This window comes from Nitrospirota bacterium (genome assembly GCA_040757595.1).
GTDB lineage: Bacteria > Nitrospirota > Nitrospiria > Nitrospirales > Nitrospiraceae > JBFLWP01.
In genome coordinates this window covers 1-23,245 of record JBFLWP010000012.1, presented here as the reverse complement: position 1 = coordinate 23,245, position 23,245 = coordinate 1, and the positions used below count along the sequence as shown (strand labels likewise).

Here is a 23,245-nt window from a genome sequence, read left to right as displayed (position 1 = left end):
CTCGTGGCCTGTCCAACCCCTTGGACAGATCAGACACTTGGCCAAGTTTCGGGGTTGACGGGGGCGAGGGGCGGCCCTAGTATAGCCGGAGTCTGCTGCGGCCGAATGGTCAAAGGGCGAGGGCTTCTTTGAGGAAGCGCCGATGATTCGCGGATTGTGGCATGTGGCCTTGCGCGTGAGGGACTTGCAGCAGTCCCACTCGTTCTACGAGGGGCTCTTCGGCATGCGGGTGGTTTGGCAGCCGGATCCCGAGAACCTCTACCTCAGCACGGGACGGGACAACCTGGCCCTGCACCAGGTTCCGCCAGGCGAATGGGCCGGCGACCGGGAGCCGAGCCGGCAGGCGCTGGACCACTTGGGGTTCGTGGTGGACAGTCCGGAGACGGTGGATCGGCTGTTCGCGCGGGTCGAGCGGGAGGGAATCCCCGTCGTCCACCGTCCGAAGCGCCACCGGGACGGCAGCTACTCGTGCTACGTGGCCGATCCTGACGGAAACACCGTCCAGATCCTCTACGAACCTACCATCAGCCGGCCGGAGCCAGCGTCGGATCAGGGAGGGCGGGCCGCCTCTACCACCCGGTTCTGAACCACATGAGCACGATCTGGGAAACTCTCCGTTCCGATCACTACGTTGGCCTGGTCCCGTGGGCCTGGGTCCAGTTGGAGAGCGCGGAGCCGCCCGGCCCCTTTCCCTATGTCGCAGGAGTCGATCCTGCGGTGGTGGCCAGCCTACACGAAGCCCACCAGCTTCTGTTGAGCGCCGTTGAGACCGCCATCAGCGACGTGTTTTCCCGACGGGCTCCGCTGGATGATCCTCTCGTCCGCTCTCGATTGGAAGACGCTTACGCCGAGCTGGTCGCCTCGCGTCCGCACCTGAAGGCCCACATCCGCTGCGGCCGGGCCGAGGACGGAACCTTTCACTGGGATTTTCCGAAGGATCCGACGAAGTCCGCAACCGTCACTTCTGCAGGGCTCCGCGTCTTCAACGCTGCGGCCCGACAGGCGATCCCGATCCGGTTCGAGCGACCATCAATGGCGCCAGCGATCGGCAAGTTCCTGGGCTTTTTGGACGGGACCCACAAGGTACCGGAGATTCGGACCGTCGCGACCGCTTCTGGCCGCGACGTGGAACGGCACGTGACTGCCTTGCTCGAGACGCTGAACCGGCACGACTGTCTGGCCTCGTCGGCCCGCTCGACCGTGCGGGGTCACTGGCTCGCTGAGACAGGCGATCAAGACGTGGTGCACCTGGGACACGCCGCCCTGCTGTACCGGCAGCGGGACCAGTTCTTTCTCTTCGACCCCTGGCTGCTCCCCTGGTTCGCGGAGTCTTCGGTCCCCTCGCTCTGGGGCCTGCTCCTGCCGAGGCCCGCGGCGATCTTTCTCACCCACGACCATGACGACCACGTGGATCCCCGGACGTTGCTGCACATGCCCAAGGACATCCCGGTCATCGTGCCGAGCCGCCGCAACCGTCGGGCCCTCTACTACGACTACCTGTCGCTGCTGCGCGAGCTGGGGTTCACGCAAATCGTCGAACTGGTGCACGGGGAGACCTGGCCGTTCGAGGGCGGGGGCATCGTTTCGGTTCCCTTCTTCGGCGAGGACCCCTGCGACTTGGAGATGCCCCGCAACTGTTACCTGATCGCCGATCGTGGCCGCAACACACTGGTCCACGCGGACAGCGGCCCGACCAATTCCGGCAAGTCGGTCGTGAAGGAAGGGGTGATTGACGAGTTGGTCTACCGACATGGGCCGATTGCAACGGTCTTCGCTTCCCAGCAGCAACTGCTGGAGATCCGGACCTATGCCGCCCATGCCTGCCTCTCCCATCCGGGAAAGTGGTTGGAGCCGGGCGAGAACGGCTATTTGACGAACGGCTACCTGGCGGAGCTTGCGGCGAAAGCCCAGGCCCGCCTGTTCGTCTCCTATGCGACCGGCGGAGCGGATTGGTACCCGGACCATCTGAGCTTCATGTTCAGCCAGCGCAATCCGGCGCGGACGGCGCTCCTGACCGCCCACTGGGAGCGGCCGGAGGAGTTGAAATCGAAACTGGGCCCTCACGGTTGCGGCTACCATTACAGCCGGGCCCTCGATGTCTTCCGGTCGACCGGCGACGGCGGGACTGAAGTGGTCTCCAAGGCAGAGGCCCTGGCCCCGCTCCAGCTCCATCGGTTGGATCACGGAGACCCGCCGTTTCTGAAGCCGGCGAGCCCTTTTAAACGTTCTTGACGAAAGCGAGGCCTTCCCGGACGGTTGATAAAGAGGAGATGGAAAAGCTGCGTAGGGGTTTTCTCCTCGGGCCAACCAAGGCTGAAATCTGCAGATAATAACCAGGTCTGGAATAGCGGATTATGCACGGGACGTGGACACTCGTAATGTCTTGACTTATCTTGAAAAAAATGAGAAATATTGGCGCGAAAAAACGGGCTTTCGGACGACGGTGGCGGTGTCCTGTAAGGATTGCGACAGGGGGACAGGACGGCGCAGCCGTATCCTGACCAGTCCGAACCCTTGCTCACTGAAATGGTCTTGCGAAAATGTCGAGGTTCGACTACATCGCTGCTCCAAAGGACTCTGCGATTTTCTGCCCGGTGATGGAGCATCTTTGTGAAGTGACCTTCCCCCTGTCCTGCCGCAACGTGCATCGCCGGTAGATTCCGTAACTCCTTCAAGGGACGACTCGTCAGTATGATCGCTGAGAACCTTATCGTAGTCTGGTCGTATCATGCGAGGAAGTCTTTACGACTGGGCACGGTGCTCTTTCTCCCAAATGACCTTGCCGTGCCCGGGCAACGGAAAGGACGTCGTTGCCAGCACTTGAGCCCAAAGAGCGGAAATTTGACCAAGAGCAGCCCGGTTCGAGTTAAAGAGATTCGGTCGCGGCGCCGAGCTTGGCAATCTAGCTGAGTCATCGTTTTTTCGTCTTTTTCTAATTTTATCACTGTGAGTGAGAGGGCGGAGCTGTGCCCGAATTCGAAGATGTCACGCGGTGGTACGCACTTCGGACAAAGTCCCGCCACGAAAAGCAGGTTCGAGATCGGCTCGCCGGTCAAGGTATCCGGCCACTACTCCCGACGTTGATACGATTGAGCCAGTGGAGAGACCGGAAAAAACGAATAGAGGTGCCGCTCTTTTCCGGCTATTGCTTTGCGCAGTTTTCGTGGCGGGATCGGCTCCGGGTCTTGATGGCGCCCGGCGTCGTCAGCATCGTTGGCAGTGGCAACCGTCCTGAGCCGATTCCCAACGAGGAAATCGACGCACTGATGAGCTTGATGGCGAGCACGCTTCCCTATGATGCCCATCCTTATCTGCGAGAAGGGATGGCGGTGCAGGTCGTCAGGGGCCCCTTGGAGGGAGTGCGGGGGATTCTCCTCCGAAAGGAGAAGAGGTGTCGTCTCGTGATCTCAGTCCATCTGATCAGACAGGCCGCGGCTGTTGAGATCGACGCGGTGGATGTCGTTCCCGCTTGACCTTGTCTGGACTCTCATGGGTCGGGCCAATCACGTCATCCTTGTGACAGGCGCAGCCGGTTTCATCGGCTTCCACGTTGCACGGCGCTTGCTCGAGCGCGGCGATCAAGTCCTAGGGCTCGACAACATGAATGATTACTATGACGTCCGGCTGAAGGAAGCGCGGCTAGCCCGACTTAGTTCGATCGCAGGGTTTCAGTTCACTAAGCTCGATCTCACGGACCGGCCTGGAATGGAGCGGCTCTTCGCCACGCACCCTATCCAGCGAGTAGTGCACATGGCGGCCCAGGCAGGCGTTCGCTACTCGCTTGTGAATCCCCACGCATACATTGACTGCAACATCGTCGGTTTCCTGAACGTGTTGGAGGGCTGCCGACAGGTCGGCGTCCGGCACCTCGTCTTCGCCTCCTCCAGTTCCGTCTACGGCGGAAACACTAAGATGCCCTTTTCCGTGCACGACAACGTGGATCATCCCGTCTCACTCTACGCCGCCACCAAGAAGGCCAACGAGTTGATGGCCCATGCCTATGCCCACCTCTACAGGCTACCGGTTACTGGGCTCCGGTTCTTCACGGTCTACGGACCCTGGGGTCGGCCCGATATGGCGCTGTTCAGGTTCACTCGGGCCATACTGAATGGTGAACCCATTGAGGTGTTTAATTACGGGAAAATGCAGCGAGACTTTACATATATCGACGACATCGTCGAAGGGGTCGTGCGCGTGCTCGACAAGCCCGCCGAACCCGATCCGGCTTGGTCCGGGGAGCGCCCCGACCCGGGCAGCAGCGCCGCGCCCTATCGGCTCTACAACATTGGCAATCACCAACCCGTTGACCTGCTTCGGTTCATCGAGATTTTGGAGAAAGCTCTCGGGAGAAAGGCAGAAAAGCGCCTGCTCCCGCTTCAGCCAGGCGACGTGCCCGCCACATGCGCCGAAGTCGAGGACATTGCGGCCGCCGTGGGCTTTAAGCCCGCAACCCCGATCGAGGTGGGCGTGCAGCGGTTCGTCGATTGGTACAAAGCGTACTATGGGACCTGAAACGCAGACGCGGTGTAATGCCGAGGGAAAGGTGAAGATGGGCATGGGATTCCCTCGCGATGTGCCGTCGCCGCGGATCACGCCGTCGGTCATTTGGTTGCTGTGCCATTACCCGGACACGGCGGAAGCGGACGAACGCGTGGAACGGGCGGTCGCACTGTATCTGCAATCCCGTGCGCCCATCTGGCTCTACGGGAGCAATTCCGCGCGGTATCCGGAATCGGTCGAGCAGCTTCTCAAGCGGAAGCTTGTTTTGAAGGGTGTTGCTCCGGAGGCGATTACGTGCTCCGGCGAGCTTTCCGCAGCTAGGTTGTCACTGGATACTGTGCAGGAGGCGTGCAACGTTGCTGCAGATGCCAGAGCCAATGGGGTCGGGACGTTGGTGTGCGTGTCCAACCGTCTGCAGTTGGCGCAGGTCCGCGGTCTGCTCCGTCGCGAGCCCCTGTCATTCACCTGGGTCGTGACTCCGCTGCGCGACCGGCGCTGGTGGTATGTCCTTGGCCGGCTGATGCTGATCCCTCTCGCCTACCTGGGAGTGGGACCGCGGTTCGCCCCGCTGGTCTTCGTCCGGTGGGCCAGAGCCAGGCTGGCTGCCTGGCCGTTTTAGCAAAATCAGGAAGCGAGGCGGTGGCACGCGCCGTCAATGGACTGGTGGTCTTGATCACCGGAGCATCGAGCGGGATCGGCCGGGAGACGGCCCTGCTTCTGGGCGCCGAAGAAGCCAAGCTGGGTCTCGTAGCGCGCCGCGAGGGCCGGTTGCGTGAGGTGGCTGACGCGATCCGGGGGGCGGGTGGCTCGGCCGAAATCTTCGCGGGGGACGTGGGGAGCCCGGAGACGCTCGACTCGGCCGTCCGTGGCTGCGTGGAGCGGTTCGGTCGGCTCGATGTCCTGGTCAACAACGCGGGTGCCGGGCTGTTCGCGACCGTGGAACAGACCACGATCGAGGACCTTGAAGCCATGCTGGCGGTCAACCTCAGGGGGACCTTCCACGGGATCAAGGCGGCGCTGCCGGTCATGCGGGGGCAGGGCGCCGGCCACATCATCAATGTGGCCTCGACCGCCGGGCGACGCGGATCACCTTACGTCGGGGCCTATTGCGCCGCGAAGTTCGCGGTGGTCGGCCTCACGGAGTCGCTCCGGACCGAACTTCTGGGCACGGGCATCGATGTGAGCCTCGTCCTTCCGGGCGCGACGCGGACGGACTTTTTCGACGCGGCGTGTCGCCGCACGGAGCGGCATCGCGGGTTGGTCGGGCCGGTGGAGGACGTCCGGACGGTCGCGGCCCGCATCGTCGGGGTGATCCGCCGGCCACGCGCCGAGGTTATCGCGCAACCGGTTCGGCGGCGGGCCGTCCTGGGAGTGAATCTCGTCGCCGCCAGTTTCGTGGACCGGCTGCTCGCGCGGATGATCGCCGGTGGGACCGCCGGCCACGATTGAGGCGGAGCGGCGAAGGGGGAAAGGGGAACGTGAAGGCGATCGTCACAGGCGGGGCGGGGTTCATCGGCAGCCACTTGGTGGAGTTACTGCTGGCGCGCGGGCATGAAGTGGCGGTGCTCGACAACCTGTCGACTGGGCGGCGCGAGAACCTCTCGACCTTCCAGGGACGGCCGGGCTGGTCCTTTCATCAGGTGAACGTGGCGGACGTGCAGGCGATCCGGCCGCTGTTCGACGGCGCAGACTGGGTCTTCCACCTGGCGGCCCTTGCGGACATCGTGCCTTCGATCCAGCGGCCTTTGGAGTACTTCCAGGCCAACGTGGATGGGACGGCGGCGGTCGTGGAGGCGGCCCGCCTCGCGGGAGTCAAGCGGTTCCTGTACACCGCCTCCTCCTCCTGCTACGGCATCCCCGACGAAGTGCCGACGCCCGAAACGGCGGAGGTTCGGCCTCAGTATCCCTACGCCCTGACCAAGTACCTGGGCGAGCAGCTCGCCCTGCACTGGGGGCAGGTCTACAAGCTGCCGGTCGTGTCGCTGCGGCTGTTCAACGTGTACGGCCCGCGGTCGCGGACCTCCGGGACCTACGGAGCAGTCTTCGGGGTGTTCCTCGCGCAGAAGCTCGCGGGGCGGCCCTTCACAGTCGTGGGGGACGGCACCCAGACCCGCGACTTCACCTACGTGACCGACGTGGCGAGGGCCTTCCTCGCGGCGGCCGAGTCCGACGTGTGCCAGGTCGTCTTCAACGTGGGGTCCGGCGGGACCTACAGCGTCAACCGACTGGTGGAGCTACTCAGCGGACCGGTGGTGCACGTGCCCAAGCGGCCGGGCGAGCCGGACTGCACGTTCGCTGACACCACGAGAATCCGCCGGCAACTGGACTGGAAGCCGGAGGTCACGTTCGAGGACGGCGTGCGGCGGATGTTGGCTTACATCCAAGACTGGAGACAGGCCCCGGTCTGGACGCCGGAGTTGATTTCGCGCGCGACCAAAGAATGGTTCGAGTATCTGTCGAAGTGATTCGGCAAGGCTGAAGGAGAGCCCATGAAAGGCATCAATGCAGCGAACAAGGTTAAGGATCTTGATGAGCTGGCGGGGATCCTTGAGCACCTCCGTCGGCAGGGCAAGATCATCGTTCACTGCCACGGGGTGTTCGACCTGCTCCATCCCGGCCACATCCGGCACTTCGAGGCCGCAAAGAAGGAAGGTGATGTATTGGTCGTCACGGTCACGCGCGACGAGTACGTGAACAAGGGGCCCGGGCGGCCGGCCTTCAACCAGCGGTTGCGGGCGGAATCGGTCGCAGCGTTGCACGCCATAGACTACGTGGCAATCAACCGGTGGCCGACTGCCGTCGAGACGATTGAGTTGCTCAAGCCGCAGGTCTACGTCAAGGGTGGTGAATACGCCGACCCGGAGCGTGACCTGACGGGCGGGATCAACCAGGAGGAGGCGGCGGTCAAGGCATCAGGGGGGCGCATTCACTTCACCAACGAGATCACGTTCAGTTCGACGGAGCTGTTGAACAGCCATTTCGACGTCTATCCGGACGAAGCCCAGGCTTTCCTCAAGGAGTTCCGGCACCGCTACTCCGCCGAGGATGCGATCCGGAAACTCGACAGCCTCCGTAAGCTCAAGGTGCTCCTCATCGGCGAGACGATCATTGACGAGTACCATTACTGCCAGGCGATGGGCAAATCACCGAAGGAACTGCTGGTCACGACTCGCTACCTGCGGGAGGAGGTCTTCGCGGGCGGCATCCTGGCCTGCGCGAACCATCTGGCGGGTTTCTGCGAAGAAGTCCATCTGGTCACCTGCTTGGGTTCCAGGGAGTCACGCGAGGAGTTCGTCCGCTCGCACCTCAAGCCGAACGTCGTGCCGCAGTTCTTCCACCGTGACGACGCCTCCACGATCGTGAAGCGGCGCTACGTAGACCAGGCCTTCCTCTCCAAGATGTTTGAGGTCTGCTTCCTCGACGACGGCGCGCTCCCATCGCGGATCGAGGACGAGATCTGCGACTACCTCAAGTCGGTCCTGGGCAACTACGATCTCGTCTTAGTGGCCGACTACGGTCACGGCCTGATGGGGAGCGAGATCATCAGTGTGCTGTGCAGCGGCGCTCGATTTCTGGCCGTCAACACTCAGACCAACAGCGCCAACACGGGTTTCAATCTGATCACCAAGTATCCGCGGGCCGATTTTATCTGTATCGACGAGCCTGAGATGCGGCTGGCTTGCCATGACCGCACGGGAGATCTCCGAGGGTTGATTGCCGGAGTCGCGAGCAAGCTCGACAGCCGGCGGATCGTGGTCACGCGGGGCCATCATGGATCCATGGCCTATGCCGTCGAGGAAGGCTTCTACCAAATTCCCGTCTTTTCGAGCAAAGTCGTGGACCGAGTGGGCGCGGGCGACGCCTACCTGTCGGTCGCGGCACCCTGCGTGGCAGCGGGGCTACCGATGGACTTGGTAGCGTTCATTGGCAACGCGGTGGGTGCGTTGGCGGTCAGAATCGTCGGCAACCGTTCGGCCGTAGAACCTGTGCCACTCTACAAGTTCATCACGGCGCTGCTGAAGTAAGGCGGCGAGAACTGGAGGGAAGGAAGCGACAATGAATCCCGTCGGCTATTTCGACGAACTGGCTCAGGTGCTTCGGTGTGTTGAAGCAACAGGCGAGGACGGCCGTTCACTGGCTCTGGCTGCGGGAATCGAAAAAGCAATCGCAATCATCGTAAACTCTACTAGAGCCGGAGGTAAGGTTATTTTCATTGGCAATGGGGGGAGCGCCGCCATTGCCTCGCATCAGGCGGTGGATTACTGGAAGAACGGAGGTATGCGCGCGATCGCATTCAATGATAGCTCGCTCCTCACATGCATCAGCAATGACTATGGCTATCCGCAAGTTTTCGAGAAACCGATCGAGATGTTCGCAGATTCGGGAGACGTGCTGATCGCGATCAGCAGTTCAGGTGGGTCGGAAAACATTCTAAAAGGAGGTAAGGCTGGACTCGCCAAGGGGTGCAATCTAATAACCATGTCAGGATTCAAGCCGGAAAATCCACTCCGCTCTATTGGACACCTGAATTTCTACGCCCCCTCGTCATCCTATGGGTTTGTCGAGATCACTCACCTTGCCCTCTGTCACTGCATCGTGGACTCGATCATCGGGCGTCTGTGATCAAAAGTAAGATCGCCAGCCTCCTCGTCGGAAGCCTCATCAGCGTCGTCTGTTTTTGGTACGCATTTCGACAAGTGGATCTGTCCTCAATGGTCAGCGCGATCAGTCGGGTTGGTGTGGCCTGGGTCATGTTGAGTGTCCTTGCCTCACTTCTCAGTCTGGTCGTCCGTGCGGTACGCTGGCGATTCCTCCTGGCAGTGGCCACTCCTGTTGGCGCGCGATCGCTCCTGTCGGCGACCTTTATCGGATTTATGGCAAACAGCCTCTTCCCGGTCAGGCTCGGTGAAGTAATCAGGGCTTGGGTGCTAACACGGCGGGAACAGACGTCCATGCCTGCTGCCCTGGCTAGCATCGTCGTTGAGCGGCTGTTTGACGTGATCGCCGCACTAACGCTATTCGGCCTGGGATTGGCAGCCATGCCTAGTCTGGATGGAGGGGCTGCAAACCTGCTCAAGAAGTCCGGGCTTGCCGTCTTGATGCTTGTTGCGGTAGTTGTCGCTGGACTGCTGGCTGCAGCGTGTTATCGGGGGGAACTGCTCGAGTTAGCGGAGCGATGGGTGGGCAGCAACAGGCCTTGGATGAGGAAAGCTTTGGGCCTCATGCATCGGTTTCTGGATGGGCTTTGTGCACTCAGAAGCGGCTGGCAGGGTCTGGCGGTCTTTGCCCTGTCCTTTTTGGTCTGGGGGGTGGCCATTGCCGCGTTTTACGTGATGGCCGAGGGATTTCATTTGGGCCTGACGCCTGTCCAAGTTACGCTCGTATTCGTGATCGTTCTCTTCGGCGTTGCCGTCCCTTCTGCACCGGGTTTTGTAGGCACATTTCACGGGTTCTGCGTCGCTGCGCTGGTCATGGTGGCGGGCACGGAGCCGACGTTAGCGGCCGCCTATGCCACCCTTTTGCATGGAAGCCAATGGATTGCAGTGACTGTCGTAGGACTGACGTTTTATTTGATGGATCCGTCCATGACATGGTCGAGCATGTCCACCTCGGCCAGTAGGGGAGAAGGCGCCTGATGCTAAAGGGCTTGATATTGGCAACCTCGGCTTTCATGCTGTTTCTCGCACTTCACGTAATCGCCTTTCAAATGTGGGTGCCACATAGGCGCTTTGTGACCATGGTTCGGATCGCTGCGGCCAGTGGCTTGATCCTGATTGCCGTGCATCGGACGACTCCATCCGGTCTCGGATTTCTTCCCACCGTCTATACAACAGCAGGGTGGGCGATTGATCTGCTGAACGCTTTGATTGTGTTTGTATTCCTCTTTGTTGGGTACTCCATGTTTTACTTCCTCGTTGATCGAGGCTTCTCGGGGCGGATCATGATTGAGATCGAGCGCGCTCCGAACCGTCTTCTGAGTTTATCCGAGATCAGTGCGCTGTATACCCCAGAGGCGATCCTTCGACGACGGCTCCAGGAAATGCTGGATATCGGACGGATCGTGGAGAAGAACGGCCGCTACTGCAACACCGCTAAGGGACGATCAGCGGCTGCGCTGTTCGCCTTCGTGAAGCGGTTCTTGCAGTTGGGGGAGGGAGGCTGATGCGGGGGCTTCTGGCGGGTTTGCTCACCTTTGAATTCTATTTCCTCCTTCAGACCGGGCTCTTCCATTTTAGCAAGGTCAATCGTCGTGCCTGCGCACTCGTTGGCCTCTGGCTGTGCGGCCTTCCTGTCTATGCTCTGTTCTATGCGTGGGTGCCTGATGATCATGGCGTCTGGCCGGTAGCTCTTTCGGCTCCCTCTGATTCGATTACGTTCGCGTGTGGAGGCCTACTGTATTTCTTCATCTTCATGGGCTATGCGCAATTTATTTATATGGCCGAGAGTTCGGTAGGTGTGCGAACGATGATCGAACTCGACGCAGAGCCCATTCGCGGTCTTGCGTTCGACGAAATTCTCAAGCGCTATGGCTATGAATGGATGATTGAGCGACGGTTGCGGCGGATGGTGCATGCTGGGTATTTGATTGAGGATAAGGGGTATTACCGGACCACTAGGCGAGGCCGTTTCGTTGCGGCGGTCCTCGCGTGGTTTAAGCGGTTCCTGCGTTTGGGCCCCGGTGGGTAGGAGGAGGCAGGGAATTCCCTTGCTCTTTTTATAATAAGCGCAGTATTCTTCCCGTGTTACACGAGATGGAAGCGTGTTGGGATCTTGCTAGCTCTCTTCTGCGTTTGTAAGGGGAAGTGAGAATGGACCTCTACCGTATAGATTCGCACAAACTCATGTACCACCCGGACCGGATCGCCCAGTGGCAGGCAGCGGGTGACGAGTGGGATAAGGCGAAGTCCATCTATCCCGTGTACGTGGAAATCGCCCCTGCCGGTGCCTGCAACCACCGCTGCACCTTCTGCGCGGTGGACTATATCGGCTACAAGGCCAGGACGATCGAGAAGGATCTTCTGATCCGCCGCGTGACTGAGATGGCCGAGCAGGGCGTCCGGAGTATCATGTACGCCGGAGAGGGGGAGCCGCTCCTCCACAAGCATATCGGCGAGATCATCGTCCGGACTCAAAAGGTCGGGATCGACGTAGCGCTGACCACGAACGCCGTCGCATTGAACGAAAGGGTCGTGCAAGAAGCGCTCGGCTCTGTGACCTGGATCAAGGCGAGCGTCAACGCCGGGACCAGGGAAACCTACGCGAAGGTGCACCAAACGAAGGCGGATGACTTTGACAGGGTTTTCCGCAACCTTGCCAAGGCGGTCGAGGCGAAGCACGCCAATCGTTACAAGTGCACCATTGGCGTGCAGATGGTGCTGCTTCCGGAGAACGAGGCAGAGTCCGTCGCGTTGGCCTCCCGCGCCAAGGACATTGGGGCGGACTATGTCGTCATCAAACCCTACTCCCAGCACCTGATGAGCACCGAAACGATGCAGAAGGGTTACAAGGACTACGATTACAGTCGCCTCTTTCCCACGGAGCAGGAGCTGACGGCGCTTGAAACCGATCAATTCCGGGTGATCTTCCGCCGGCGGACGATGGAGAAGCTCCTAGAGACCGATCGCTATTACACGGTCTGCCAGGCGACGCCGTTCTTTTGGGCCTACGTCATGGCCAGCGGTGACGTCTACGGATGCAGCGCCTACCTAGAGGATGCCCGGTTCTGCTACGGGAACCTCAATGAGCGGTCCTTTTCCGAGATTTGGGAAGGGGAGGCGAGACGGCGGAGCTTCCAGCATGTCCGCCACGAGTTGAACATCTCGGAATGCCGGCAAAACTGCCGCATGGATGAGGTCAACCGGTATCTGTGGGACCTCATTCATCCCCCCGCCCACGTCAACTTCATCTGATACCCGCGAGAAAGGATGCCGCCCCTATGGCTTCCGTTGCCCTGCGCGATCTCTATCTCCGTATGGTGCGGATCCGTCTGGTCGAGGAGAAGATTGCCGAGCTCTATCCGGAACAGCAGATGCGCTGCCCGGTCCACCTCAGTGTCGGGCAAGAGGCGGTGGCGGTCGGAGCCTGTGCCGCCCTGGAGCCCGAGGACTATGCCGTCAGCACCCACCGCTCCCACGCCCACTACCTGGCCAAGGGGGGTAACCTCAAGGCCATGTTGGCAGAACTCTATGGACGGGTGACCGGCTGCTGCGGGGGCAAGGGCGGCTCGATGCATCTGATCGACCGGTCCGTCGGGTTCCTCGGCGCCGTGCCGATCGTGGGCAGCACCATCCCGATCGGCGTCGGGGTGGCCTTCGGGACCATCCTGCGAAAGGAACACCATGTGACCATTGTTTTTCTGGGCGATGGGGCGACGGAGGAAGGGGTCTTCCATGAGGCCGTCAACTTTGCCGTGCTCAAACGGTTACCGGTCGTATTCGTCTGCGAGAACAACTTCTTCTCCGTCTATTCCGCGCTGGATGTGCGTCAGCCTCCGTTGCGGGATATCCATGTGCTGGCCCGCGGGTACGGGCTTGACAGCCACCTAGGCGATGGTAATGACGTCGAGGTAGTCTACGCCATGACCAATGTGGCCGTGGAGAAAGCCCGGGCGGGAGGCGGACCGACGTTCCTGGAGTTCAAGACCTACCGGTGGCGGGAGCATTGCGGTCCCCATTACGACAACCACGTGGGATATCGATCGGAACAGGAATTCGAGGAATGGAAGGCCCGCTGCCCGATCACAAGCCTCAAACAGAGACTCTTACAGCGGGGCCAGGCCACGCAGCAGGACCTCAATGGGATCGAGGCTGGCCTCGCCGAGGAGGTCGAGGCGGCGGTGGCGTTCGCGAAGGCGAGTCCGTTCCCCGAGCCGGAGCTCCTGCAGGACCACCTGTACGCGCCATGACCAGGGACCTGAAATTCTTCCAGGCGATCAACGAGGCGACCGACCTGTGCCTGGCCCGTGATCCGTCCGTCTACCTGATGGGGCTGCACGTGCCCGCCGACCCCAAGGGCGTCTTCGGCACGGTCCTGGGACTATCGAAGAAATACGGGCCGGAGCGGGTGATGGACATGCCCACGTCCGAAAACGGCATGACCGGGGTGGCCATCGGCTCGGCCCTCGTCGGGATGCGACCGATCATGGTGCACCAGCGTATCGAATTTGCGCTTCTGGCGGTTGAGCAGATTATCAATCAGGCTGCCAACTGGCACTACATGTTCGGCGGTCAGGCAGCAATGCCTCTGGTCATCCGCATGATCATCGGGCGCGGCTGGGGGCAGGGCCCCCAACACTCCCAGAGCCTTCAGGCACTGTTCGCCCACGTACCCGGGCTCAAGGTGGTGATGCCCGCGACGCCCCACGACGCCAAGGGGCTCTTGATCGCTGCCGTCGAGGACAACAATCCCGTCATCTACCTGGAGCACCGATGGCTCCACAACGTCTTTGGGCCGGTTCCCGAAGGGCGCTATACGGTGCCGATCGGGAAGGCCAGGACGGCGAGAAAAGGCATGGACGTCACGATCGTAGCCACTTCCTACATGGTGCTGGAGTCGCTGCGCGCGGCCGATCTGCTAGCCAGAGACGGCATAGAGGCGGAGGTGGTGGATGTACGCAGCCTGCGTCCCTTGGATAAAGTCCAGATCTTCGAGTCAATTCGCAAGACCGGAAGGCTGGTGGTGGTGGACGGCGCTTGGCGGTCTCTGGGCTTCGCCGCGGAGGTATTGGCGTTAGCGGCCGAGCAGATCTATGGAATCCTCAAGGCGCCCCCCGCGCGGGTGACCTTCCCGGATCTGCCCTCGCCCAGCACACCGGCCCTTGCGCAGCACTTCTACCCGCGCGCCGTGCACGTGGTGAACGGGGTCCGAACGATGATGGGGCTGCCGGAGGTCACCGAGGAACAACTCGGTATTCAGCACGAGACCCCCTTGGATGTGCCGGACAAGGCTTTCACCGGTCCCTTCTAGGCGCTCTCGCGCATGAACGAGCGCACCCTCTCTATCATCATCCCGGCCCTAAACGAGGAGGGTAGCCTGCCGACCGCCGTAACGACGGTGCTAGGAGCCATCGGCGACCGATTCGCCGACTACGAACTGCTCATCTTCGACGACGGGAGCACCGATCGCACAGGCGCCATCGCCGACGGGCTGGCGGCTGGGAACCCGCACATTCGAGTGATCCACAACCCACGAAACATGGGGTTCGGTTACAACTACAGACGAGGCGTGGAGCTTGCTAGGATGGAATACGTGACCATGTTTCCAGGCGACAACGAGATTCCAGGCGAGGCGATCCAAGCGATCCTGGCGGCGGTAGGGTCTGTGGACATCGTGGTGCCCTACATCTCGACACCCGCGGTGCGGTCCCGAAGCCGCCAGATGATTTCTTCCGCCTTCGTGGAGCTGGTCAATTTGCTCTTCGGACTGAGGCTCAGCTATTATAACGGTCCCTGCGTCCATCGCCGGTCGCTGCTGCTGTCCGTGCCCATGCGCACTCACGGGTTTGCCTACATGGCCGCGATTCTGGTTCGCCTGATCCGGTCCGGTCACAGCTACATCGAGGTGCCGATGTCTCTACAGGCTAGGCAGCATGGCCGCTCGAAGGCCTTCAAACTCAAGAACATCGTAAGTGTGCTACGAACGCTCGGCGAACTCTTTTGGGAGGTCCGGGTTGCGGAGCGTCACAAGTACCGCGGCTCGGTGCGGCGGGTCGAATCGCGGGCCTGACGGTGCCGCGATGAAGCAGCAAAGGATCCCGTCATGAAAATCATGTTCGTCATGGTCAAGGAAGACTACATTGACCCGATGAACATCGAGCTCCTTTCCGCGCTCGCTAAGCAGGAAGGACACGAGACATTCCTGAATGTAATCGAGCACAACAATCTCATGGAAGAGATCCGCTCGATCCGGCCAGATGTCGTGGCCTACAGTGCCAAGACCGGCGAGAGCAACGTGATGTTCCGTGCCAACCGGACCATCAAGGCGACCTATAAGGACCGGATCTTCACCGTAATGGGTGGCCCCCACCCGACCTTTAACTCGATGCGCATGCAGCTCCATGGAGAGCACTTGAAGCTCCCGCTGACGTTTGCCGGCCCCGCCATGCCGCGGGTGGTCGAGGACACCCAGTTGGACGCACTGGTGGTTGGGGAAGGGGACGACGCCTGGCCTTCGATCCTACGAGTGCTCTCCACGGAAGGCAGCCTCGATGAGATTCCAAACGTCGTGACACGGACCAACCGCAAGCCGGACGGCAGCGTCGTGCTACGGGAGCGGAACATGGCGCTGGACGATCTCCCCTACCTGGATCGCGACGTCGTATATGCGAAGACTCGTCTCAAAGACTTCGGCATGCGCAGCCTGATGGCCGGGCGAGGCTGCCCCTTCCCGTGCACCTATTGTTTCAACGCCAAGTACAACGCCATGTACAAGGGCAAGGGGAAAATGCTGAACCGCTATAGCGTGGACCGGCTCATCGCCGAGCTGGAGGATATGATCCGGCGGCATCGGACCCAGTTCATCAAGTTCTATGACGACGTCTTCGTGTTCCGCACGGATGAGTGGCTGATCGAGTTCGCGGACAAATATCCCAGAGCGATTGGGCTGCCATTCCACTGCTTGGTCCGTTCCGACCTGGTTCGCCGCGATCCGGATATCCTGACTTACCTCAAGAAGGCTGGGATCAAGTCCATCAGCATGTCCATTGAGTCAGGGAACCCCTTCATTCGGGAGCAGATCTTCAAGCGCGGGATGGACGCCGAGGACATCCGGTTCGCCTTCGAGCTCTGCCACAAGCACGACATCCACACCTTCTCGAACACGATCCTGGCCGTGCCGGTGCCGACCATTCCGGACCCGGCCGCGCCCGATTTCGAGCGGAAGGCGAACGACCTCTGCATGCACCTGGAGTCCTACCACCGGATGAACCTCGCAGCGCTCCGGAACGAGGTGTATCTGAACGGCCCGCTGGACGCGGCGGCCCGCAAGAAGGTCGTGGAGTACCTCGAAGGCCTGGGCCTGCGGCATCGGGTGCTCGACTACGACATCGAGTCCGTCGACATCAACATCCAGAACGGGGTGGTGTTCGGCGAGTTTCCCGAGCTGCATCCCTATCCGGGCACGCCGGTGTCCCAATACACCATCGACGTCGGGGCCTTCGATGGGGACTTCGAGAAGCTCCACCAGAACTACCAGACCGAGTCGCCCTTCACCTGCTTCACCCCGCAGGAGAAATTGGAGCAGGTCAACCTCTCGCTGCTTGGCCTCGTCCTGCTGGTCTTCCCGTCCTGGCGTAACCTCGTCGTCAACCACCTGATCAAGCGGCGCTGGACGAAGCTCTACTTCATCATGTACTACCTGGCCAAAGCCTATCTGATAGGGACCAAGATCTACCCGATGAAGTACTCGGCCCGTCATATCCTGCGGACGATTAGGGAGAGCTTCTTCTCGGAGCTCCTCAAGCACTCCCGCGAGGAGGGCGAAAAGTTCTACCAGATGCGCAAGGGGCTCAGCCAGCCTCCCAGCGAAGTTCTTGGAGGCCCATGGCAGAGCTGAGAGAGGAATTCCTAGCCGATCGCTTGACGTCTAGGGAGCTCCTGGCGTTGCTCTTCGTCTGCGAATGCCGACGCAAAAGGGTAATAGACACGATCTCGTTCCGTGGCCAGGCCAAGCCACCAACGTGGGATGAATTTCTTGCCCGGTTCATAGCCCGATTGGAGAATCTGCCAGAGGAAGAAAGGCGATACCTCATCGGGTCCCATCTTCAGTCGGCCGAGGAGGTCGATATTTATTCCAATGAGGAAATCCGTAATCTCCTCGAGCAAAACCGGGAGCTGATCAATGAACTGGTCCAGGAGTTAGCTCGGAACGGATGCCTGAAGTAAACTCCACGCAGTCCGAGTCTCTCCCTTGCTGTCTCCCCCCTTGGTTCCAGGATACGCACCCTCTCGCCGTGACGAGAAGAATCTGCTTTGATGAAGAGCCTGCCCTCATAAAAGGGTTGGGTTCGCAATCCATTTAGACCCCGTACGCCTTCGTCCAGAGCAATCAGGATGATTTGTTGATTCTTCGGGCAGCCAAGTCACGACCGTTCACGTCCCCATATCTCTCGGTAATCGACGAGCCTCGTTCGTCATGAGCGGGACAAACAAATTAATTCGGTTGACGGTGTTTGCCGTTACACGTGATTGCTGGTCTTCGACGAACAAAAGCCACGGCCCACTGCTGAAGCGCCTGTGGCGAACGGAAGTTGCGTGCCTGGCGCGCCAGGTCGCGGATCAGCCGCCCCATGGCTTCGACTGCATTCGTGGTGGCGGGCAGCTCCAGGTCTGGGTACAGCCGGTAGGCCCGGAAGCTGTCCCGTTCCCTGAGAAACTCGCGGACCACCATCCGCAGCCGACGGGAGGGACAGGGCCGGCTCTGCCAGCGACGGAGTCGCTGCAGCACGTGCACGAGGCGAGGGCCATCGGGAAGCTCCAGCGCTTGCCACACGAGTCGATAGGCCAATTCCCGCGTCGTCGTTCCAGGCAGGGCGGGTTTGCGACGCCCCCGCCGAGCTTGCAGCTGGCTGATTAAGTGGAGGTGACACAATCGTAGGCCCCAGCCTTGTCGGCGGACCAGGCGCTTCATCCCCCGGAGATTGTCGCAGACCACCGCGCGAATGCGCCGGGTCAGGGCGGGTGGCATCGTGCGAAAGACCCGTCGCCAGTGGCGGACCTCCTCGCGACCGGGCAGCAGGACGGGATCCAAAAAGATCGCTCGATTCTGCCGGCCGGGTTTGATCGCCAGGAGATACAGCACCCACGGCTGCCGCTGAAAGCGGAACCACAGCCCATCGGTCAACAAGACGAGCGCACCTGGCACAGGGCTGGGCGTCCGTGTGGCGCAGGTTTCGGCGTGCAGGAGCCGGCGGAACCGATAGCTCAGCGCTTGCGGGGTAATCCCATAACGTGGCCGTGCCAGGGATCGGAGGGAGTGGTGCTCGCGCAGGACCACATCGAGCAACCCAGAAGCGAGCCGGAGTCGAGGACGTCCGCGCTTCCGTCGGCGAGGCCGCCACGTCCGTTTGCAGCGGCTGCACTGTCGGCGCCGCCGACCGAACCGATAGACGGGAGCTTGGCAACAGGGTGATTTCGCATGCACGTATCTCATGCATGCGATTCAGTAGCGTAAAAGTGGCTCGTTCGCCTTGTAGAATCAGAGAAGCAGCGATCATCTATCAACCGAATTATTTTGTTTGACCCTCATGAGCGATCTATCGGCATCCACTGAACAAGCTGCAGAATCCAGCACCAGCGAGACCATCCTGCGCCGACGCATGACCTGCAATCTGCTGATGTGGCTGGTGGCGCCAACCGTCCTGTTCGGTTTTTTTATTCTTTTTGGCTCGGACAGCTACCAGTTCTGGGGGGAACGCTATCACCTCAATTTGACCAGCAAATATCTGTTTTCTCGCCTGGGGGAATTTTCTCTGCCCGGCCCCCTTTGGCGGGAAGATATACTCAGTGGGTCGCCTTGGTTTGCTAGCCTGGTCAGCAGCCCTTATGCGTTGCATGTTCTTTGTGCACGATACTTTCAGTTGTCTCCGTTCGGGATTGACTTCCTGGAGAACGTAATACTGTATGGTGTGGCGACCGTTTCCATGTGGATCTATCTTAGGGTGGCGCTATCGCTTTCCTTTGAAGGATCCGCTGTCGGGGCCGGCACATTTGCAGCGACCGCCTATTGGATGGCAAGTGGGTCTGGCGTTCAGGATATGCCGATGGGGGCTGCCTGGTTCCCAGCACTCTTGGCCATGGCGCACGCCATCGATCAATCGATCGCAGGACATCTTCTATTCCGAAAACTGTTGCTGCGGGTCATAGCGCTCGCACTGCTGTTCTACGTCTATGCATTGAACAGCTCTCCGTCCACCTTAATCACCGTTGGTTTCTTATTGATAGCGTACACTGCGTTTGTCTTTGCGTCAGTCCGATCAGTCCTCGGAATCTTTCTCGCAGTCGGTCTGGGATTCATACTCTACTCGCCCTTCTTTTGGTCTTTGGCCGAAGCGACAAGGATTTCTCAGCGTTATCTTGGAGACTATTTTTTTCATCATGAGGCCTTTACTTCTTCACACCTTCTTGCACGTATGAGAGACACAATGTCCAGGATCGCTATTGGTCATAATCAGTACGGCGTCTATCCGGTCGTCGTGCTGACGGTAGCCGTCTGGAGCGTTCTCGGCCCTCGCTTGAACAGTGAGGCGGGACGGATAAAAAGAATTATCACCTTTTCCTGGATGGTGACCGTGGTTTTCTTCCTGTTGGAATTGTTCTCCGATGAAATCAATTTCGCCAAGCAGTCGATTCCTTTCCTTGGTGGCTGGACAGCCGAGCGGGTTGGAGTCTTTACGTTTTTCCCGCTCCTGACGCTGTTCTCCTGGATGGCGGATAGGGCAATCTTGCATCCGTCGGTTGCAGAGCTTTCTGAAGGGCGGCGAACCCGTGCGGGATGGGCCGTCTTTCTCGTCGGTATGCTGGCGTGCGCGCAGATTGCCGTATCGGTATTTCGTATGAAGCAGGTTCCGCCCGTCATACATCCTCAAGATTACGCGATGTTTACCTACTTGCTCCTGTACGCATTGGCCACACTCACACTGATCGGGCTGGTATATCTGCAGGCGACCCGCCCTTCGTATAGGGCAGGCTGGCCTGCAAGGCCAATCTTGTATGTATGGCTCTTCGTGCTCTCCGTTTCGCTGACCACTTCAGTGCATAGCTATCGGCCTGGCGTTTTGCCCGCAAGGGGCGGGCCCAATCCCGATGTAACCATGACCTATGCGCAGCGTTACGCAATTCCTGATGACCTGGTGGCCGTCAAGCGCCTAAATGAGTCAGACGCACGGGTTGTGGACTTTACTCGGGAGATGCCGAACATCCCATGGACTGCAGAGGTGGAAAGCGCCATGCTTCCTCTAAGCGGAATAAGGACGCCATCCGGATATAGCCTATTTCATCCAGTTTGGTATGGCCGTTTTATTGAAATTGGAGTCAATGGAAGTGAGGCCGGTCCATTTGAAAGCATTGTTCAAGTGCGTGGGACCAATCGGACGAACTTTGAAGCCTTAGGCCTCCTGGATGTGAGGTACGTGCTCGCCTACCAAAGTAGCCTTATGCCCGGCTATCTACCAATTCTTCAGCTTGATGGAGTCAGAAAGACATTGTTTGCTGCACAAGAGGAAGTCGGTCCTGCATTTGTCTCATCCGATGTTCGCTGTTTCATCAATGATACAGAGGCCCTACGCTATATCCATCGCTCGGGTTTGCGTGACTTAAGAACCCATGCTGTTCTCGTGGCCAGCGATGATGCAGCTTCGCCAATTTGCAGCAGAGTCCAGGATCACAGCGCATTAGAGGCTGAAGGGGTGAGCCCAAGCATCCAAGTCCTTCGAGGAGCGGATCGGGTCAGTATTAAGGTCGAAGGTAGTTCAGGAGGCATTCTTACGCTGGGGGATAGCTATTATCCAGGTTGGAAGGTGTATGTCGATGGTGTAGAAAAGCCACTCTTGCGAACCTATACAACACTTCGAGGGGTGGCAATCGGTGTGGGAAATCAGTCGGTCGAGTATGTATACGAACCCGAGGTATTTTGGCTGTTATTTGGACTCTCAAAGTGGCTTCTGGGAGGTCTGGTGCTCGTGGCGCTTGTTACCTGGGCCGCGGGACGGTTCACCTTACAACGCGTGAGGATTGGCAGACAGGTGGCCTAATGTCTATTCCTTCCTTGGCGGCGGGCATAGCAGAGGATCCAGTCCAAGGAGTTGTTGTGCCACATGCACTTTTGACAGAGCAGGTGGCACCTTCGGACCGTCGAAAGTGTTGGGGGCTTGTCCTTATTATTGTTTTATTCATCGTGGGAGGAGTTCTTTTACTCAGGGCTGTTCAGGAAGAACGATGGAGCGGCTGGATGTTCGGAGACGCCCAGACGCTTCTGACGATACGACATTGGCAGAAGGACGGCGTATGGGCGCACTATGGTTTGTTTCTCCCGCAAGGCTATTCCGTAGCCACTCGGTTTCTTGAGGAGCCACCGCTCAGACATCATGCACATGGAACCTCACCAGCCTCAAGCCCTAATGTTGGGCCGCGCCTTCACTACACGCACTATCCATCTGGTTACCTTTTCCCTTTTGCCGCAGTCATGAAGGCAGGATGGGACCAGGCTGCTGCATTCAGGGCTGTATCGCTGACTATCTCATTAGTCGCGGTGTGGCTGATGTACTTGGTTTTTTCCCGAATCCTTTCTCCAGCGATTGGGTGGTTCGCGGCGATTTACTATCTGACCTCGTCAATGTTTCTGGAATACGCTGATTCCCTGGCCAACCAGCCTCTCGACGACTTCTTACGATTCTTGTTCATGTGGATCACCTTGAAAGAGTTACAAGTCGAGACCCCCACTCAGCACAAAGTCTACATGGGGTTGGCGTGGATAATCTGGTTCTCACTGGCCCTCTCTTCATACGATTCCGTCCTGTTCCTTCTGATTTGGATGGTTGGGCTCGACCTGATGACAGGAAGGGGTGTTCGACTCGGCCGATGGGTCAGCATGGTCTCAGCACCTGCGCTCGCTTTCACATGCCAGTTGATGCAGAACATTTGGTATCTCGGCGCTCACGATGCGTATCGAGATATTATGGACACTTTTCTTGGGGGAAGCATTGCTCAGCCCCAGCGTCGGATCCTGGTGATGTGGGGAGAAATGGTGTCCATGGTTGGGCGGTCAGTTGTTCTCAAGATCGTGCTAGGACCGGTTTTATTTCTTCTGGGATGGCTCTACGTTCGAGGAAACAGCCGAGAAGCGAAGGCGTTTCTACGATACCTGTTCCTCTTGAGCATCGCGGGCTGTACTTTTTCGCTTGTCTTGGTGACCGCTGGGGGAATGTTTTATCAGGGACGTCAGTTTGCTCCTCTGATTTCACTTCTCGTGGGTGGCCTAACGGTGTGGTGTATGGATCTGTTGCTCCGCCCTCGATGGCCGAGTCTAAGCGTCTTTCGCACGACCTCTCTTCCCAAGGGCGTGATGGTGTTGCTGCTTGCCACTGTGGCCCTGCTCTGGAGTGGATCCATCTGGGCTTCGGTTGGCAAGTTGGATATTCCTCCTCGTACGACCGGGTTAACTTCCGAAGATCTATCCCTTGCGAAGGCATTGAAGGAGGTGGCTGACTGCGACCGGGTGATTTTCACTACACAAGGCTTCACCGACTTTATAAACCCGACTTACGTCCCAGGTTATCCGCAGATCCACCCAATTCATGAATTCCTGTCCGATGCGCTGATTCTTTCGTTCGATTCATCCGAGACTTTGGCTAAGGATTTATTGTGGCTTTGGCAGAGGAGTGAGTTTCAATTTGTGCCAATCCTCGTTTCGCGGTCGAACCGAGAGATCCAAACCGTGTCCCAGGCAGTGCTGACCAAGTTGGATGTACAGCAGATTCCACCTCGTCCTCGGCTGGTGCACGGGCGATATGTCCTAGCCCTGTCACACGTCGTGTCCTGCTCGGCTCTGCGGTGAACCGTTCCGGCGGTTCCTTTCTCTCTTGACTCTGGCACATTGCCCGTTCCGAATCTCTTTGCTTGTCAGTGTAGCGCTCCCCATGAATCAAGCCACCTGGGGTGATTGTTGGGCGCGATATTGGACGGGACTCCGGTACCCGAGGGCCTGATGCGGCCGCCCGTGGTTGTACCAGTGGACCCAGTCCCGAATAATG

General features: G+C 59.4%; 22 protein-coding genes. 20 read left to right on the top strand and 2 right to left on the bottom strand.

The features are described 5' to 3' along the window. The first annotated feature begins 142 nt into the window (after positions 1-142). The 18 genes from AB1411_11675 (at position 143) to AB1411_11590 (ending at position 17,381) form a co-directional block, all read left to right on the top strand. The gene (locus AB1411_11675; GenBank protein MEW6544258.1) at positions 143-586 is read left to right on the top strand and encodes a VOC family protein; all 444 of its coding nucleotides are present in this window, start codon (positions 143-145) and stop codon (positions 584-586) included. A 5-nt stretch (positions 587-591) separates the two neighbouring features. After that, entirely contained in the window at positions 592-2,232 is a 1,641-nt protein-coding gene (locus AB1411_11670) for a hypothetical protein (protein MEW6544257.1), read from the top strand. Between the two features lie 734 nt (positions 2,233-2,966). Further along, entirely contained in the window at positions 2,967-3,473 is a 507-nt protein-coding gene (locus tag AB1411_11665) for a UpxY family transcription antiterminator (GenBank protein ID MEW6544256.1), read from the top strand. Positions 3,474-3,489: 16 nt separating this feature from the next. Beyond that, the gene (locus AB1411_11660; GenBank protein ID MEW6544255.1) at positions 3,490-4,512 is read left to right on the top strand and encodes an NAD-dependent epimerase; all 1,023 of its coding nucleotides are present in this window, start codon (positions 3,490-3,492) and stop codon (positions 4,510-4,512) included. Positions 4,513-4,555: 43 nt separating this feature from the next. Further along, positions 4,556-5,119, top strand: coding sequence for a hypothetical protein (locus AB1411_11655; protein MEW6544254.1), 564 nt, complete (start codon positions 4,556-4,558; stop codon positions 5,117-5,119). A gap of 20 nt (positions 5,120-5,139) precedes the next feature. After that, a complete protein-coding gene (locus AB1411_11650; protein MEW6544253.1) occupies positions 5,140-5,949 on the top strand; it encodes an SDR family NAD(P)-dependent oxidoreductase in 810 nt (269 codons plus the stop codon). A gap of 29 nt (positions 5,950-5,978) precedes the next feature. Beyond that, positions 5,979-6,965 (top strand): SDR family oxidoreductase, encoded by a 987-nt coding sequence (locus tag AB1411_11645; GenBank protein MEW6544252.1) that lies wholly within the window; start codon positions 5,979-5,981, stop codon positions 6,963-6,965. Between the two features lie 24 nt (positions 6,966-6,989). Next, complete coding sequence (locus AB1411_11640; protein MEW6544251.1) at positions 6,990-8,525, top strand: PfkB family carbohydrate kinase; 1,536 nt, start codon at positions 6,990-6,992, stop codon at positions 8,523-8,525. Between the two features lie 31 nt (positions 8,526-8,556). Next, complete coding sequence (locus tag AB1411_11635) at positions 8,557-9,123, top strand: SIS domain-containing protein (protein ID MEW6544250.1); 567 nt, start codon at positions 8,557-8,559, stop codon at positions 9,121-9,123. Further along, complete coding sequence (locus AB1411_11630; protein ID MEW6544249.1) at positions 9,120-10,136, top strand: lysylphosphatidylglycerol synthase transmembrane domain-containing protein; 1,017 nt, start codon at positions 9,120-9,122, stop codon at positions 10,134-10,136. The genes AB1411_11635 and AB1411_11630 overlap by 4 nt, the downstream gene beginning before the upstream one ends. A 35-nt stretch (positions 10,137-10,171) precedes the next feature. After that, the gene (locus tag AB1411_11625) at positions 10,172-10,663 is read left to right on the top strand and encodes a hypothetical protein (protein MEW6544248.1); all 492 of its coding nucleotides are present in this window, start codon (positions 10,172-10,174) and stop codon (positions 10,661-10,663) included. Continuing rightward, entirely contained in the window at positions 10,663-11,187 is a 525-nt protein-coding gene (locus tag AB1411_11620; GenBank protein ID MEW6544247.1) for a hypothetical protein, read from the top strand. The genes AB1411_11625 and AB1411_11620 overlap by 1 nt, the downstream gene beginning before the upstream one ends. Positions 11,188-11,309: 122 nt before the next feature. Then, positions 11,310-12,410 carry a radical SAM protein gene (locus tag AB1411_11615; GenBank protein MEW6544246.1) on the top strand — a complete coding sequence of 367 codons (1,101 nt, stop codon included), beginning with the start codon at positions 11,310-11,312 and terminating at the stop codon, positions 12,408-12,410. 26 nt (positions 12,411-12,436) lie between these two features. Beyond that, complete coding sequence (locus tag AB1411_11610) at positions 12,437-13,405, top strand: thiamine pyrophosphate-dependent dehydrogenase E1 component subunit alpha (GenBank protein ID MEW6544245.1); 969 nt, start codon at positions 12,437-12,439, stop codon at positions 13,403-13,405. Then, entirely contained in the window at positions 13,402-14,466 is a 1,065-nt protein-coding gene (locus tag AB1411_11605; protein ID MEW6544244.1) for a transketolase C-terminal domain-containing protein, read from the top strand. Before AB1411_11610 ends, AB1411_11605 begins: the two co-directional genes overlap by 4 nt. A 12-nt stretch (positions 14,467-14,478) precedes the next feature. Next, positions 14,479-15,225, top strand: coding sequence for a glycosyltransferase family 2 protein (locus AB1411_11600; GenBank protein ID MEW6544243.1), 747 nt, complete (start codon positions 14,479-14,481; stop codon positions 15,223-15,225). A gap of 33 nt (positions 15,226-15,258) precedes the next feature. After that, a complete protein-coding gene (locus AB1411_11595) occupies positions 15,259-17,052 on the top strand; it encodes a radical SAM protein (protein ID MEW6544242.1) in 1,794 nt (597 codons plus the stop codon). Continuing rightward, positions 17,040-17,381 carry a hypothetical protein gene (locus AB1411_11590; GenBank protein MEW6544241.1) on the top strand — a complete coding sequence of 114 codons (342 nt, stop codon included), beginning with the start codon at positions 17,040-17,042 and terminating at the stop codon, positions 17,379-17,381. Before AB1411_11595 ends, AB1411_11590 begins: the two co-directional genes overlap by 13 nt. A 268-nt stretch (positions 17,382-17,649) precedes the next feature. Here the strand turns inward: AB1411_11590 and AB1411_11585 are convergent, their stop codons facing one another. Next, positions 17,650-18,339 carry a hypothetical protein gene (locus tag AB1411_11585; GenBank protein MEW6544240.1) on the bottom strand — a complete coding sequence of 230 codons (690 nt, stop codon included), beginning with the start codon at positions 18,337-18,339 and terminating at the stop codon, positions 17,650-17,652. Between the two features lie 403 nt (positions 18,340-18,742). Between AB1411_11585 and AB1411_11580 the strand changes: the two genes are divergently transcribed. Together AB1411_11580 and AB1411_11575 are read left to right on the top strand one after the other, a co-directional pair. Next, positions 18,743-21,247, top strand: coding sequence for a hypothetical protein (locus AB1411_11580; GenBank protein MEW6544239.1), 2,505 nt, complete (start codon positions 18,743-18,745; stop codon positions 21,245-21,247). 56 nt (positions 21,248-21,303) lie between these two features. Beyond that, complete coding sequence (locus AB1411_11575) at positions 21,304-23,049, top strand: hypothetical protein (GenBank protein ID MEW6544238.1); 1,746 nt, start codon at positions 21,304-21,306, stop codon at positions 23,047-23,049. 87 nt (positions 23,050-23,136) lie between these two features. Here the strand turns inward: AB1411_11575 and AB1411_11570 are convergent, their stop codons facing one another. Next, complete coding sequence (locus AB1411_11570) at positions 23,137-23,241, bottom strand: IS3 family transposase (protein MEW6544237.1); 105 nt, start codon at positions 23,239-23,241, stop codon at positions 23,137-23,139. Positions 23,242-23,245 lie beyond the last annotated feature (4 nt).